The following is a 15321-nucleotide window of genomic DNA, read 5'->3' as shown; positions in this document are numbered from 1 at the left end:
ACTTTCTTCTCCTTTTACATCTGCGCATTCAATTCTTTTAGTACGGCTTCATAAACCGCTTTTACCTCTGGGGCAGAGCTGATTCCTTCAGCCAGAGTCATTTGCCTTGCATACTCGATCATTGGATTGTGTACAAGCTCCGGCAGCATCTCTTCCATCATCTTCATGCCAAGAGGTTCGTCCAGAATCTCTCCCAGTGTACTGTCCAAAGTGAATTTCAGCTCTTTTAAACTTGTGTTTGTGTCATATTCATACACATATGTTCCCGATCCCACCTCAAAGGATTCCTCTTTTTCCGGCAGGAACAGCTCCGCCCTCGTATTGGCAGGTACGCTGACCTCCACACGGATCTTTCCATTGCGGCAGCTCCAACAGGAAACAATCTTTCCGTAAGGAGACTCCAGCTCTGTCCTTACCTCTTCGATTCCCCTTACAAACATCGGTTTTACATAAAATCTCCTGTATCCGGCTTTCGTCTGGTTTATACCGCCGATTTTCCGATACATCCAATCGCCGATCGCTCCATTTGCATAGTGGTTCATAGAATTAAGCCCCGGATCTTGCATGGTGCCGTCCGGCAGGACGGCGTCCCACCTCTCCCAAAGCGTCGTCGCGCCCTTATTCACAGCATACAGCCATGATGGCAGATCCTCTCTCACAAACAGGAGTCCGGCCGTATCATGCGCTTTGTTCTCAGACAAGGCATGACATAAATACGGCGTCCCTACAAATCCTGTGGTCAAATGATTCTGATGATCTTCTATATTGCTCACCAGCATTTGTACAATATTTTCCCTATCCTTTTCATATGCCAGGTTAAAATAGAGAGACAGCGCGCATGCAGTCTGAGTCTCGCTGACGATCCTGCCTCTTGCGGTGTAATATTCTTTCCTGAAAGAGTCCAGCGTCTTTTCATGGAGCACTTCATAATATGCCGCCTCTTCATATTTTCCCAGCACATGAGCCGTCTTTGCCACAAGCTCTGTGACGTATATATAGTAAGCGTTTGCCACAAAGTAAACATCTGTAGCTCCAACGCTTTTATCTCCCATCTCACGATCCAGTGCCAGCCAGTCACCATACTGGTAATTGGTCATCCACAGCCCGTTTTCATTTACATGATTGTGAATATAATCTACCCACTCGTGCATACATTTCCATGATTCTTCTAAAATACGTGTGTCTCCATACGTCTGGTAGACTACCCATGGTATAATCACTGCCGCATCGCTCCACGCCGCGGAACTGTAAGTTCCCTGTATGTCCGGTACTATATGAGGCACTCCCCGTTCCAGTGAAGACGCCGCCGATATATCCCTCATCCATTTTGTAAAAAACAGAGCCGTCTCCCGGTTGAACGCTGCTGTCCATGAGAATACCTGCGCATCTCCCATCCATCCAAGCCGCTCATCCCTTTGAGGACAGTCGGAGGGGATATCAAAGAAATTATCACGCAGACTCCAGGAAATATTGCTCTGAAGCTGGTTCACTTTTTCATTGGAACATCGGAACTCTCCGGTCTTTCTCATGTCCGAATGCGTTACGCAGGCTGTAAACATCTCAGGTCGGGGATTCTCTATTCCCTCCACGGCAGCATACCGGAAACCATGAAATGTAAAGTGGGGCATCAAAACCTGTTCTTCCCCGTTTAGGATATAGGTGTCCTCGGATTTTGCCGTCCGCAGAGTGTCCGGGTAAAATACACCGTCCTGATCCAGAGTCTCCGCATGGCGGACAGTGATTTTCTGGCCTTTTTCTCCCCGGATTCTGATTTCTACAAGACCTGTAAGGTTCTGGCCGAAATCTACAAGTATATTCCCTTTGGAATCCGTGAAAACCCTCTTTGCCTTCAAGCGCTCAGTCACCCGCACCGGTTCATTTAGCTGCGGCGTCAATACAGTCGGATGAAATACGGCTTCTGGCACGGCAGATACTTTTCCCTCTCTGATATTAGGGGCATTTGTATCAATTGTCTCTCCCATGTAAATCTCACTGTAACGAATCTGGCCGGTACGCACATGCCATGTCTCATCCGTAGTAATTACCTCTTCTGTCCCGTCTGTATAACGCACATGAAGCTCTGCCCAAACAGCAGTCCGATCCCCATACCGGTCCGGCTTACAGTCAAAGCTGAGAATCCCTTTATACCAGCCGTTGCCCACGGTCAATTCCAGGACATTTTCCTGTCCTGTCCCTTGCAGCCTGTCTGTCACATCATAATATTGATACTGCAAAATCTTATGGTAATTTGTCCAGCCGGGTGCCATGTAATAATCTTCTACCCTTTTTCCGTTCAGGGTAATTTCATAGACACCAAGCGCCGTGGCGTAAAGGCAGGCAGATGACACTTCCTTGTCCGGAGAAAATTTCCGGAAGAATACCGGACAAGCCATCTCCTCAGGAGGGAAATCATGCGTAATCATCTTGGCCTGAAAATCTCCGGTATCAAAAATACCTGTTGTAAAAGCTGTTTCTGCTTTTGCTCTATTTCCATAATTGTCCCAGATTTCGAGAGAAACCTGATACTCCTGTTCTCTGGTAAGCGCTTGTCCGGCATAAGGAACCAGCACAGACTGATCACTCTCAATCTTTCCACTGTCCCAGAAGCATTTTTCTGCACTGCTCACAATCAAATGCCATGCTGTCTGCACCACATTGTTGTCACCTGATGCGATCTTCCATGAAAAGCGGGGAATCTTCACAGCCAGTCCTTTGGGCTGTTCCCTGTATTCTATCCTGAAATCATAAATTTTCATTCTTGTCTTCTCCTTCCTGCCTGTCCATTCCCCTATTACTATTTTCCGCCTATAACTCAAGCCGGCGCTCCGATTCCGACGGAAGCGCCGGCTCTCATAATTACAATGTTTCTTTCAGCTTTGCCTGCTTCTTAATAATATCTGTTTCTTATTTTTCAATGGTCTTTCCTGCTCTGCGCGCAGCGATTTCCTCGCGCATCTTCGGCAGCTTTTCTTCCAGATCGAATTTCAGGAAGATTACAAACATCACAAGGTTGATCACAACCGGAAGATAATTTGAGAATCCATAGATGGAATATATCATGGATGTACTTGCGACTTCCAGCGTGGCATCATATGCACCGATTGCCAGGAACGCCGACAGTATTGCTGCACCAAGGCCATTTCCAACCTTACTGCCAAAGCCGATTGCTCCGCCCGACATTGCCACCAGCTTCTTATCATATTTCCACTCATTGTAATCAATGGTCATGGATGTCAGCACGCCATACAGACTCATCATCGGAATCTGTACAAAGCTGCCTAATAGACCGGTCACCACACAAACTGTAAAGTTCGTCGGTATAAAGCAGCGAATGCCTGCGAGTATCGCCGCTCCTAAGAGCCCGATGGAGATTGTCCTCTTGATTCCAAGTCCGGCAATAATCGGCTTGGATAAGATGAATCCCACTACGGTAGCCAACATACCTGCTGCTCCGATTATTCCGACCAGATTATCATTTCCGAAAATCCATTTACAGTAGTATATACTGCCAGATGCCGCGATACCGCTCGTAACACTTGTGGTCAAGTTAAAGAGCAGGATGATCACCCAGTATTTATTCTTCAGAAGCATTGTCATTGCTTCTTTGAAAGGAACCGGCTCTTCCTCTTCTTCAGCAGCTCCCTCGGTTTCTTCTTCTTCGTAATCACATGCAAATTTGGCTTTGCGGCCGTTATGGCAGCAGATTGCAAACAGAACAAATACCAGTACACCAAGTACCACGCCGTATTTGATCCATGCGGACTGTGTGCCGCCCAGCATATTTGTCACCGGGATCGTGAGAATGGAGATCAGCATTCCAGCGCCATAATTGGCAACCGCACGGAACAGCCCGATACTTCCTCTCTCGCTCAAGCTTCTGCTTCGTACAGTCATAACTGCCGCAAACGGGGTCGCAATAAAGGTATAAAGACCTGCGGACAATACCAGATTCGTAATCAGCGCGTAGATTACGCCCGGAATCTGTCCTGCCTGAATCGGTACGGTAAACATCAGAACCATAATCAAGGCTGCCGGAATAATCTGTGGCAGGATCCATCTGAAATACTTATGGTCGCCTCCTTTTGAATGATCGATAAAATTCCCCGCAATCACATCCGTGAATGCATCAATCACCTTTGAGATTGCCAATACAATACCAACACTTCCGACAGCTAGTCCTACCTTGTCCGTGTAGAAATAATTGAGCTGTCCGACCAGATTCGCCATCAGCCCTAATGCGAGCTGTCCGCCGAGATCTGCCAAATAATCTCTTTTGCGCATTACGCGCCTTGCGCCCTGCTTGTCGTAACGGGGTGCGTTTTTGTCTTTTGCCATCTTTCCTCTCCTCCTGTATCATTGATGATAGGTTTACTATACTGTTTTTCTATAGATAATTATTGTAAATTAATTTACAAAATTGTAAATTTCATCCTCGTTTTATTAAAACGTCTATCCTATGCTGCTTAGCATCCTGATAGTCTGGTATCAGCCCGGAATCGCAGATTGAACCGTCAGCATAAACCTCGGCTTTTCCATTCTTAATATGTTCGGGATTGCGGATGATAATATGATAATCCGCACCTCTGAAGTATCTCGTCACTTCTGCCTCTTCCCATTCTTCCGGAAAGCAGGGACTGATCCTAAGCCCTTCATAATCCCGTTTTACACCCAGAATACCTTCATACAGCCCCATCATGCACCATGCGGAAGTTCCTGTTGTCCATGACTGATAGGATTTTCCGTAATATCCCGGGTTCGTGGAATAGCAGTTGGTAAATACATAAGGTTCTGCCCCGGACTTCGCCGACGGGTTCTCTTCGCTGTCAGGCATAATCTTTTTCAGCGTTTTCAGTGCCTTTTCTCCCCTGCCCGTACAGCAGTCCATGAGGATCTTAAAGCCGGTAGCATGACAGTACACTCCACCGTTCTCAAAAAGTCCCGGCAGCATACCGGACATCCTTCCCACATGGGCATCATACTCCGGGTACGGCGGCAGATTTAATGGAAAGCCGAAATCCTGCTCCATACTATCAACAGCCTCCAGCACCTGAGAAAGCCTGTCTCCATCCGCGACTCCTGCCAGCACAGCCCATGTTTGTGCGTTCAAATAGATTTTGCTTCCGGCGCTGTCCTGCGTTCCTACGTTTCCCTTGCTGCTTAAGGCTCTCGCATACCATTTCCCATCCCATGCATAGCGGTTGATATCTTCCTTAAGCTGTTCATATTCCTTCTCGATAAATCCGGCATACGCTGTATCGCCCGCATACTCCATCATTCTCTTTAATTCTCTCAGAGCCAGACAGAACTGGTGGGACAGCATCACAGACTCCGCCTCCTGATCATCCGTGATATTTAAGGCGTCATTCCAGTCGGCGAAATAAATCTTCACCAAACCATGCTCCCCTTTATCAAGAATTAAGCGATTAACCGCAGCCTTTACATGTTCCAGAACGGATGCTTTTCCGCCGTCCTGCCATTCAATCTCCGTATCAAGAATTGACAGATCCCCCGTCTCCTTAATCAGCTCGCATACCGCCCAGATGATCCAGAATGGCTGGTCTGAGTAGCGTGTGTCATCATAAGGATACCATGTAAGCACTCCGTGCCCGTCCTGAAACTGATGGCGCAGACATTCCAGGATTTCTTCTTTTGCTTTCTCCTGACGGTAATTCAACAGCGCTACAGAAATCTGCAGGTTGTCACGGACACCTTTCTTTCCTACGATACAGAAATCTGCCTGCTTTTTTACCCAGTTGTTCATCATATGATTAATCTTCTGGTCTGGTGTTTTCACAGACAAAGAGCTAATCTTCTCATAGTTATACGCCTCCGCCTCTGCGAACTCCCGTTCTGTGGATTCTGCATCTGCATACCGCTTTACTGCACTGCATGCCTCTTCACAGGAAGAGCTGATCCCGAATACCACCTGAATCTCTTTCTCCTCTCCCGGCATCAGCGTGATCTTATGCTGCAACACCCCGCCAAGAATGAACAGCGAGGCTTCCGAATTTGTACAGTCTTTTCCCTGCACGACAATATCCGGTCTTTGGAACAGGGCGCAGGCGGAAGCATCCGGTAATGTCAGCGTGCTTGTAGACCCGCAGAACTTTGTCAGGTCACCGTCCCATGCATAAACCGGCTCGGATGAGGCCAGAAACCCATGATACAGTTCATGGGGCGCGAAGGGATGGGCGGAATCACAGTAGATTCCGTTCAGTTCCCGTTTGAATTCTGTCTTCATGCATCGGTACATTTCGTAGTATCTGGGATAAGAGAAGCCTTCCAGATAAAAACTGACCGCAGAGAACATGCTTAACCTTTTCTCCTGCTCTGCTGTATTGCGAAGTTTCAGTGTCCATACCTCATGAAACCCTTTCTTCGGCACGAAAATCCTCCAGGATCCCTCAATTCCATTTTTCTTTGAACAAATCTGCGTGTGCCCGATACTATGTGTACAGCAGTAGTCTTCCACCTCTGTGTTAAGCGGCCCCTTCCCGATATTCCAGCATGTTCCGTCTGCATCATCTCTTAAATATACATATCTGGCATCATCCCGGTTGATCATACACATATCTGCTTTTTCGCTCAGATAATAACTGCGCCCGTGTCCTACCTGCGATATCTGAGCGCAGTAGCGTTCTTCATTCCACAGGTAATTATACCAATAACGCGGTGTTTCCGCATGATAGATCTGGCAGCCGTTCCCGTCCGGCGTAAACTCATACAGACCATTTTCTGCACTTTTCTTTGACTCATAATTCATCTTTCTTTCAATCTCCTGTTTTCTTATTTTGTAATCTCAAAGTACTCCCTTGGGAACTATGCTTATTCACCGACCACAAGTCTGTACTGGATGCCCGGAACAGAACCGTCCATTGCAAACCGTATTTCATCTCCTGTTTTTTCTCCATTCATTTCGGCAATTACTTCCCCGATCGGATTTAACACCTCCAGTTTCGCATTCTCCGCTTTCACACGGATGCAGCCTTCCAGTGTCTCTGCGTACAGTTTGCCTTTGAACTCCACAGCGGCAAACGGAATCCCCATCAGCTCCGGTCCTTTACCAAATGTTGTCTCGTCCATACCGGTTGTCCCCATTGCCGTCAAAATATATTCTGACGCGCCATCCATCTTAATTTCATCTTTTGCGATCAGAGCCAGTGTAATCCTTTCGTTTTCCACCTCCACACAGATCTTGTCAGAAAGGGAAATCTCTTCTTCCGGCGCGCCGCTGAAATAGCCGCAGTAAGGTGTGTGGATAGAGAAGCGTGCGTGATCTGGGTCAAAAACGATTTCTTTTGTGTCTGAAATCAGCCTTCCTTCCACATAGCCGGTATCTTCCGGCAGAATACCCCACTCTTTCATCGCACTGTCCATGATTTCGGCAAACGTCCGGTAATCTCCGTTGCCCGATGTCTCTCTGATCCGGTCGAACACAAGTGCTTTTTCTCCAAGATGCACTCCCGGTTGAATTTCTTTCGTGTCTTTCGCAGCATTTGCCAGGCGGTTTTCCTCTTTATAACGCCGGAACGCATCCCTGTATTCAGACCATGCATAGTACACGCCATGTTCCGCATCTGAGAGATCAGCGCCGTTTAAAAATCCGGCATTTACCGCTATGTCCGCATTACCCTGATAACTGTCTCCTCCATCCAGAAATACATTGCGCATAGACGTAATATATGGGAAAAAGGTGGTCGGCATTGCATGGAAAAGGGGCAGTGTTTTCAGGTCATTCTGTGTGTATATAACATCTACGCAGTGTTTTGCTACGGAGACAAGCCCTTTCAAAAAGACAGACGCCATGAATCCCCACTGGCAGATTACCGCCGGATCGTTATATACATCGAATACATTCAATATCTCATCTGCCGGCTGGTCATCCCAGTTCTCGGAGGTATGGTGATTATAAAGAATCAGTCCGTCCCAGTCGTTTAAGCAGGCATATGCTGCCATCTGCACAAACGCCGTGGAATGGAAAGGATGCTCACCATACTCGTTCCACTCGCTGAGCATAAAAGGTTTTCCTTTCACAATCGCCAGTGATCCCAGACTTAAAAGGGTCGTTGCCGCCGATCCCACGCCGGTCTGCATAGTCAGAGGATTCGTAGAGACATATTCCATGGGGCCGGCCACCAGGTATGTATTATTCTCTACTGGAAGGAGAGGATGATTAAAATAGCTGTTATTCTCCATCAAGTCGCCGTCTGTATGCCCATACACATCCGCTGCCCCGGCAATTAAATTGCTGGTAACGACAGGAACTTTTGCCCCGAGGAAATGGATATAGTCTTTCATATCCTGATAGAACTTCCGGTTCATATAGATGCCGAACTCCATAAAGTCGGCATATCTTGCCGGTCCTTCCGGTGCATCCCACTCTCCTTCTGGGTCGCTGACCGGCTGATAGAAACTGCCTTCAATCCCCCGGACGATTCCCCGGGCCGGATCTTCTTCCTCCCCCAGCGCGCAGCAACCGTCCTTTGTCCACGCTTCTTTCAGATGCTCCCGTGTGTGGTACTTCATCAGCAGGAAGTCGTTAAAGCGCTCCTGTACTTCTGCCCGGTAGGGTTTCATCTCTTCCCCTGCATCGCCACCCATATTCCCCTTGATAGCAGTGTCCTCGTTGTTGATTTGGATTGTCACTACCGCCGGATCATCGATAAGCGCCAGTCCCGTATAGGGATTCACATGGCAGAGCAGCTCCTTTGCATACTCTTTCTGGAGTTCAATCATCCGCTGGTTGTACAGACAGTACCGTTTGATACAGGAGGGTGCGCCGCCCGGATACTCCATGCCGTCTCCCTCTTCAAACTTTCTCGCTACAATCAGGTCTATATGGAGATAGATGCCCTTCTCTTTCAGTTTCGCCGCAAAGTAATCGAACCGTTCCAACCCATCCGGGTTGAATTTCCTGCTGGTACCGGATGCATAGTCCAGAAGAGGCGCTTCCCTGCAGCTGCTCCAGCTTCCCGGCTTCTCTCCCACTGGGGCGTCCGCCGCATGGAGACGGATGATGTTTACTCCCATGCTGGCGAACCGTTCTGCCATTCTGTCCGCCGTCTCATGATCCGGCGTATTGGAACGCGCCGCCACATTGAATCCTAAAAACCGCGCTCTCGTACCATCTTCAAAATAAAGATGCCCCTTTTTCGCTTCGACAAACCCATGTTTTCCCGCAGGCGCATCCAGCAGATGAGAGTAATTGAGGACTCCCGTATTCGGTTCTGCCTTGTGTATCCTGATTCGTTGTTTCATTCTGATCTTCCTCCTATCTCTTCCGGCTCCTGCTACCTTATCATTTTTCTTGCACAGCAACCTTTCTGATGTCAGACTATCACATGGCAATTTATAAATATTGTAATATTCATTTAATTATTGTAAAATAGAATATATAATTTTAGTTTAAGGAGAGAATGGCCTATGGAAACAGATTATCTATCTATGTGTAAGAATTTTTATGCGGCGACAAAAATCCCGGTCACATTACTGAAAGGCAAATATGCAGTCTATACTTCTTTTAATGATATCACCGGCACATCTCCTGCATACTACCGTGAGGATCTCTTTCCCATGAGCGATCATAATCCGACCTTTTGCAGTGATTCTCCGGATATCGGCTACGGACGCCTTTTAATCGAGAATACCGACTATAATCTGATTCTCGGCCCGGTATTCAACGTTCCTGTCACCGAAGAACTAATTCGCTATTCCTCCAGAGAGAGTGGAGTCTCTTTAGAAAACAGGGAACAGTACGCAGAATTGCTCTATGCAATCCCCCTGCTTGGTCAGGCACAGTTTGCCAATTATCTGGTATTTCTCCATCAGTGCTTCAACCACAAGACTGTCTCCGCAGAACGGCTCTTTCTGGAAAATGACAAGCTCACACTGGAGCGCTTTAACCAACAGACGGATCAAATGGTAGAAGATAAGGAAGAAGGAAATGTTCATAACACCTACTATTTTGAACTGGAATTGTATCAGATAATCAAGAATGGGAATACAGACGCCCTGAAGAAATTTCTCTCTGCCACCCGTGCTCCCCTCAAGGAAGGGAAGATGGCAGGCGCACCCTTGCGGCATGCCAAAAACCTCTTTATCAGCGCTGTAGTAAAAGCCGGTATCATGGGTGCAATCCCGGGCGGTGTGGATATCGAAAAAACATACCAGCTCATAGACTATTACATTCAAGAGTGTGAACAACTGCGCACAATTGAGAAAATCAATCAGCTCCAGTATGTCATGCTTCTGGATTTCTGTCAGCGTGCCGGAGAAACACGCATCCCGGAAGGTATCTCCCCGGATGTCTATCAATGTATGACCTATGTCCGGAACCACACAAATGAGCCTATCTCTGTAGAAGCTGCCGCCGCTCATACAGGGCGCAGTGCCTCTTATATGATGAAACACTTTAAAGGTGAACTCGGCATCCGGATGGGCGCTTACATTATGCGCTGCAAGCTGGAAGAAGCAAAAAGTCTTCTGACCTACAGTGAAAAAAGTCTGGCTGAAATCAGCAGCTATCTCTGCTTTTCCAGCCAGTCCTATTTTCAGAATGTATTCAAAAAGCAATACGGTGTCACACCGCTCCAATACCGGAAACAGACAAAAGGCCGGTCAAACTGAAGCGCCTGCGAGTTCCACAGCCATCCGGCAGATCCTGGTGGCATTTTTTATCAATTCCTCTCTTGTAATATGACCGTTCTTGAGAGCTGCCGTAAGGTTATCAATTTCCTGCTGGCTTCCCGGCATAAAAAGATCATTTCCTGCGAGAGCCACCTTGTATGCCTCGGGTGCAGGATATTTCGCATCAGCACTTAATATATCAGAGGATGTTACCCAGTCTGTCATTACAATGCCGTCAAATTCAAATTCACAGCGGAGCACATCCTCAAGAAGTTCTCTATGCTCAGAGGTATGCTTCCCGTTTAACAGATTATAAGATGTCATCAGGGCTTTAGGCTGTGCCAGACGAACACAGATTTCAAACCCTTTTAGATAGATTTCCCTCAGCGCACGTTCACTGACTATACTGTTATTGTTATACCGATTTGTCTCCTGATTATTCGCCGCAAAATGCTTGATGGTAACCCCACATCCGGGATGGCTCTGCACCCCTTTCGTAAGTGCTGCCGCGAATACGCCGCTTATCAGCGGGTCTTCTGAAAAATATTCATAATTCCTGCCGCATCGTATGGACCGATGGATGTTAAGAGCTGGAGCCAGCCACAGATGAATGCCAAACCGCTCCATTTCGCTTCCTACGATATCCCCGCAGCGTTCTGCAAGCAATGGATTCCAGCTTTGGGCGATCGCGGTGCCGATGGGAATTGCCGTCGCATACTGCTCAAAGATCTCACTGTCCTCTCCGGGCTGCGGAATCATGCTGTTCATATATGCGCGCTCATCCTCGGTCAGAAGATTCTGCATTGTCTCCGGCATTGTACTCCCCAGACTATGTATTCCATTCTCATCCCGGAAGCACTTTTGAGAAAGCCGCAGTCCTGCCGGTCCGTCTGCCATAACGATCACGGGGATTTCTCCCACTTTTGCCGTCTCGCCTGCCGCGCCTGCAACCGACATAGAAGCATTACCGATGATGCCTGTCACTCCGCCTCCTGCAACGAAAGCACCCACATTCAGGCTAATCAGTTCTTCATCGGAAAATCCCTCCATCTCCGGCATTGGCTCATCTTTATGCTCATAGACTACTTTCACTATATCCACGCTGAAAATATCTGCTTCCAAAGATTGTATCTTTTTTCCTACTCTGTCCTTTCTCTTTCTTTCCGGCTTCCAGTCTGTGAAATCCGGTTTTCCAAAACAGTTTTTTACTGATTTTATAACCAAAGTTTCCGGTACTGATATGACACCGCAGACTTCCGTATCTCTGCTGCTGTTTCCCATTCGGAGGGTATATTCCCCTTGTTCCAGAATCCATGCCGCCTGTTCTTCGTCGTAAGATGCCAGATCCGTCAGTAAGAATGAAAGTTCAACTGTCTGTTTCTCCCCCGGTTTTAATTCTTCTGTCTTTTTCCATGAAGCCAGAGTCTGATAAGGCTGATCCAGCTTTCCTTCCGGCACAGAAACGTATAACTGTACGACCTCTTTTCCACAGAAATCACCTATATTCACCACTTCTGCACCTATTTCGGCAGTCATTTTATCCAGTTTCAGACCCTTAAAACGGACTTCAAAATTTGTATAGGAGACACCGTATCCAAACGGAAACAGTACCTCTTTATCCACACTGTCAAAATATCGGTATCCCACATAAATTCCTTCCTGATACCGGGTATCATCCTGTTCTCCAAATGACGCAAAATCCGGATAATCCTTCCATTTTGTCCATGTAGTCGTCAATTTGCCGGAGGGATATGTTTTCCCAAGAACAAGATCCGCAAGAGCGCTTCCTGTCTGCACTCCAAGCTGCGACAGAATCAGGATATTCTCCACTTCCATGACAGGTGAAAGATCTACCGGACCTCCTACATTCAGAACCAGCATAAACCTTCTGTACTGCCGTTTCAGCTCAAGGATTGTCCGTCTCTCGCTTTCTGTCAGGAAAATATCGCCTTCCCTCGCTTCCCTGTCATTTCCCTCTCCTGATATCCTTGCAAGGACATAAATGGCTGTCTCACCTTTTACATTCAGTGGCAGATCATATTCCGGCTCCGGCATGACAGCTCCCATCCCTTCGATTACGGGATGTGTATGATGCTCCTGCGCCCTTCTTCGGATTTCTTCTGTAAAACCAGCCTGCGCTTTGTCATATATTTCGTCATAGGCATCAAGCCAGTCTCTGGAAACAATTTCAAACCCAGCTTTCTGAAATCCATCCTCTACTGTCTCAAAGAATCGGGAATTCACCTCTCCGGAACCGGTTCCTCCTTTTACCGTCTTACGCACACCGTTACCATACAGTGCAATCTTTCCCGGCTTGCCAAGGGGGAAATCGCCGTTCTTCTTGAGAAGTACTGTACACTCAGGAAGAAGCGGCCGCAGTATATCCAGATGCTCCTGTTCGTATTTCTGAAGTTCCATAAAGCATGCTCTCCTTTCTGCAAAAGTTCATTTACTGCAGATATTTTATCAAAAGTGCTTTGGGGAATCTTTCAAAATAGTGGATAGAATTGTAAATTAATATCTATAAAAGTCAAAATTTTACTTTTTGTGTGGAAAAGCAAATCCATGCGGAATTTTACTTTTATAAGAAATATTCTGCAATATTTTTTATATTACAGAAAATACTATTTAGTAAAAACAAGCTTTAGTGTACCCGGGACCAAAAATTCCCTGCACCTGCCTGTATTCTTTACATGAACCGTTTCCACCTGCCCATTGATCTCCACATGTGCAATAAACCGATTGGGACGGTCTATGAAACGCCCCTCTGTGATATGTTCGTACTTCATTTTTTCTGCTTGACCACGCTTTCTATTTTTTCTTTGTTCCTCTTTACACACTGTATATGCCATAGCATGTTTTCCTTATATCTACAACATTCTCACTTTGGGAAACTATTCTCCAGGCAAAGTGCTCCATATCCCACCTCACGGTTCGGATACTTTCCAAATCCCGGCAACTCTCTCGCCCCGCGCCGAAGATACGCCTTCACCTTCTCCCCATACAAAAACGGATCATTTCCTCTTACGATCCCCCATTCCATCAAAAGTGCCGATGCTCCTGTCACAAACGGCGTTGCGAAAGAAGTTCCACTCACCACTGTCACCCCTCCGCCAACTGCTGTCGTCCTTACGTTCACTCCTGGTGCCACAAGATCCGGTTTCGTCCTTTCATCCTGCCAGGTATATCCTCTTCCTGAAAAAGATGCATAGGAAAAAGTAAGCGCATCATACGCCCCCACCGATATCACTTTATCTGCAGTTGAAGGAATCGTTAAAGTCACTTCTTCATCCGGATACAAAAATCCTGTCCCCCGGTTCAATACATTCTCACTTGGCAACCACAGATCATACTGCCCTTCCACAACCCTTGTCGGATTCAAAATGATCTGCCAGACTCCCGACGTAATATAATCTGTCACCGGAATCATATCAATATAAATCTCCTGCGCGACATTATACGGGCTCGGTTTTCCATAATATAATAAAATCTCCGTTTCCCCGATCCGGAATCTCTGCGAACCGAGAACAGATTGTATTGGACCGATCCGCGTCCCCGCAGGAGATACAAATGAAATTTCCACTTCGTCCGTATACGCTTTCCAGATCTGAATATTCAATGTTGGTTCATCTGCCTGTACTGCGAGCTGTATTCTTTCTTCTTTTCTTTTCTGCAGCACTCCGGAAGTATGCCCGGCACTTGCTGCTTCATTTCCGGTCCCCACACAGATCACACTCTTCCAGAAATTCGACAGATCATCAATATACCGTTCTACCAGACTCCTGCCGTCATGAGAACCATATGTATTTCCAAAACTCAGATTGATCGCCACCGGCATCCGAAATTCCAGTGCTTTCCTCACCACATAATCCATCGCCTGCATCAGTTCTGTCGTCCGTGGAAATCCGTCTGGCATAGGCGACCCCATTTTTACCACAATCAGCTCACTCTCCGGTGCCACACCGGCATACAGATTTCCGCTTCCTCGCCCATTTCCGGCAGCAATCCCTGCAACTGCAGTCCCATGACCGGATATATCCTGACTTGGTACCATTCTTCTCCTTTCCTCTGACGAGTCAGCCTCAAGTGCCCTGTTAATCTGCTCCTCGGTAAATTCCACTCCCATCCGATAACCTTTTGGTGGATTCTTCTCTTCATCCGCATTCGGTCTTAATGACTGATCCCACATCACCCGTATTCTCGTCGTTCCATCTGCATTCCGAAAATCTTCATTCGCATAATCAATCCCCGAATCAATTATCGCCACAAGTACACCCTGTCCACGCAGATCAAGAAAGCGGGTATCCTGCACCTCATTGATACAGGATACCCGCTTCCCATTTGCTATTTGAAAAAATAAACGTTTCGGTTTCTCTATATATTCTACCTCAGGAATATCTGAAAGTAAATCAATCCTGGACTGGCTGATCCGAATGATCGCGTACTCATTCTGAAGTTCAACCACCTGGATTGCCAAGGCTCTTACCTGATCCAGATTGCCCGAATATTTAATAATCAATTCCCATTCCCTGTCAATCGGATGATACCCGACATCCAGGTTCAATGATTTTTCTCTTTCTTCTTCCGTCGCTCCAAGTGCCAGATTTAAAAGATTTTCCAGTTTCTGATCTTCCATATCTTCTTACGCCCTGTAAGTTATTCCTGATATTTTATGATGACCATTCCGAAATTATT

At 46.9% G+C, this 15321-nt stretch carries 8 protein-coding genes; 1 reads left to right on the top strand and 7 read right to left on the bottom strand.

Annotated elements, in window-relative coordinates:
* Nucleotides 1-14: 14 nt before the first annotated feature.
* The 4 genes from PGZ10_RS14235 to PGZ10_RS14220 all read right to left on the bottom strand — a co-directional run bounded on the left by PGZ10_RS14235 (nucleotide 15) and on the right by PGZ10_RS14220 (nucleotide 9258).
* Nucleotides 15-2756, bottom strand: a complete 2742-nt coding sequence (locus tag PGZ10_RS14235; RefSeq protein WP_195488922.1) for a family 78 glycoside hydrolase catalytic domain — start codon at nucleotides 2754-2756, stop codon at nucleotides 15-17.
* Between the two features lie 148 nt (nucleotides 2757-2904).
* Nucleotides 2905-4335 (bottom strand): MFS transporter, encoded by a 1431-nt coding sequence (locus PGZ10_RS14230; protein ID WP_006859599.1) that lies wholly within the window; start codon nucleotides 4333-4335, stop codon nucleotides 2905-2907.
* 91 nt (nucleotides 4336-4426) lie between these two features.
* Nucleotides 4427-6763, bottom strand: a complete 2337-nt coding sequence (locus PGZ10_RS14225; protein WP_055160585.1) for a GH36-type glycosyl hydrolase domain-containing protein — start codon at nucleotides 6761-6763, stop codon at nucleotides 4427-4429.
* A 62-nt stretch (nucleotides 6764-6825) separates the two neighbouring features.
* Nucleotides 6826-9258, bottom strand: coding sequence for a hypothetical protein (locus tag PGZ10_RS14220; protein ID WP_242999973.1), 2433 nt, complete (start codon nucleotides 9256-9258; stop codon nucleotides 6826-6828).
* A 165-nt stretch (nucleotides 9259-9423) separates the two neighbouring features.
* Between PGZ10_RS14220 and PGZ10_RS14215 the strand changes: the two genes are divergently transcribed.
* The gene (locus PGZ10_RS14215) at nucleotides 9424-10626 is read left to right on the top strand and encodes a helix-turn-helix domain-containing protein (RefSeq protein WP_270541688.1); all 1203 of its coding nucleotides are present in this window, start codon (nucleotides 9424-9426) and stop codon (nucleotides 10624-10626) included.
* Here the strand turns inward: PGZ10_RS14215 and PGZ10_RS14210 are convergent.
* The 3 genes from PGZ10_RS14210 to PGZ10_RS14200 all read right to left on the bottom strand — a co-directional run bounded on the left by PGZ10_RS14210 (nucleotide 10618) and on the right by PGZ10_RS14200 (nucleotide 15262).
* Nucleotides 10618-13044, bottom strand: a complete 2427-nt coding sequence (locus PGZ10_RS14210) for a glycoside hydrolase family 3 protein (RefSeq protein WP_055160597.1) — start codon at nucleotides 13042-13044, stop codon at nucleotides 10618-10620. The two genes, PGZ10_RS14215 and PGZ10_RS14210, sit on opposite strands and share 9 nt — an antisense overlap.
* 206 nt (nucleotides 13045-13250) lie before the next feature.
* Nucleotides 13251-13415, bottom strand: a complete 165-nt coding sequence (locus PGZ10_RS16875) for a sugar fermentation stimulation protein (RefSeq protein WP_242655673.1) — start codon at nucleotides 13413-13415, stop codon at nucleotides 13251-13253.
* A gap of 92 nt (nucleotides 13416-13507) precedes the next feature.
* Nucleotides 13508-15262, bottom strand: a complete 1755-nt coding sequence (locus PGZ10_RS14200) for a S8 family peptidase (protein WP_270541687.1) — start codon at nucleotides 15260-15262, stop codon at nucleotides 13508-13510.
* Nucleotides 15263-15321: the final 59 nt, after the last annotated feature.

The sequence above is a fragment of the Coprococcus sp. AF102-57 genome, from assembly GCF_027686195.1.
GTDB lineage: Bacteria > Bacillota > Clostridia > Lachnospirales > Lachnospiraceae > Allocoprococcus > Allocoprococcus comes.
The sequence above is the reverse complement of the archived record's forward strand: the minus strand, read 5'-3'. Positions and strand labels throughout refer to the sequence as shown.

What these genes read in the sequence shown, in the direction of transcription:
- PGZ10_RS14235 (WP_195488922.1), bottom strand. Translation starts at nt 2,756, where the DNA reads ATGAAAATTTATGATTTCAGGATAGAATACAGGGAACAGCCCAAAGGA.
- PGZ10_RS14230 (WP_006859599.1), bottom strand. Translation starts at nt 4,335, where the DNA reads ATGGCAAAAGACAAAAACGCACCCCGTTACGACAAGCAGGGCGCAAGG.
- PGZ10_RS14225 (WP_055160585.1), bottom strand. Translation starts at nt 6,763, where the DNA reads ATGAATTATGAGTCAAAGAAAAGTGCAGAAAATGGTCTGTATGAGTTT.
- PGZ10_RS14220 (WP_242999973.1), bottom strand. Translation starts at nt 9,258, where the DNA reads ATGAAACAACGAATCAGGATACACAAGGCAGAACCGAATACGGGAGTC.
- PGZ10_RS14200 (WP_270541687.1), bottom strand. Translation starts at nt 15,262, where the DNA reads ATGGAAGATCAGAAACTGGAAAATCTTTTAAATCTGGCACTTGGAGCG.
- PGZ10_RS16875 (WP_242655673.1), bottom strand. Translation starts at nt 13,415, where the DNA reads ATGAAGTACGAACATATCACAGAGGGGCGTTTCATAGACCGTCCCAAT.
- PGZ10_RS14215 (WP_270541688.1), top strand. Translation starts at nt 9,424, where the DNA reads ATGGAAACAGATTATCTATCTATGTGTAAGAATTTTTATGCGGCGACA.
- PGZ10_RS14210 (WP_055160597.1), bottom strand. Translation starts at nt 13,044, where the DNA reads ATGGAACTTCAGAAATACGAACAGGAGCATCTGGATATACTGCGGCCG.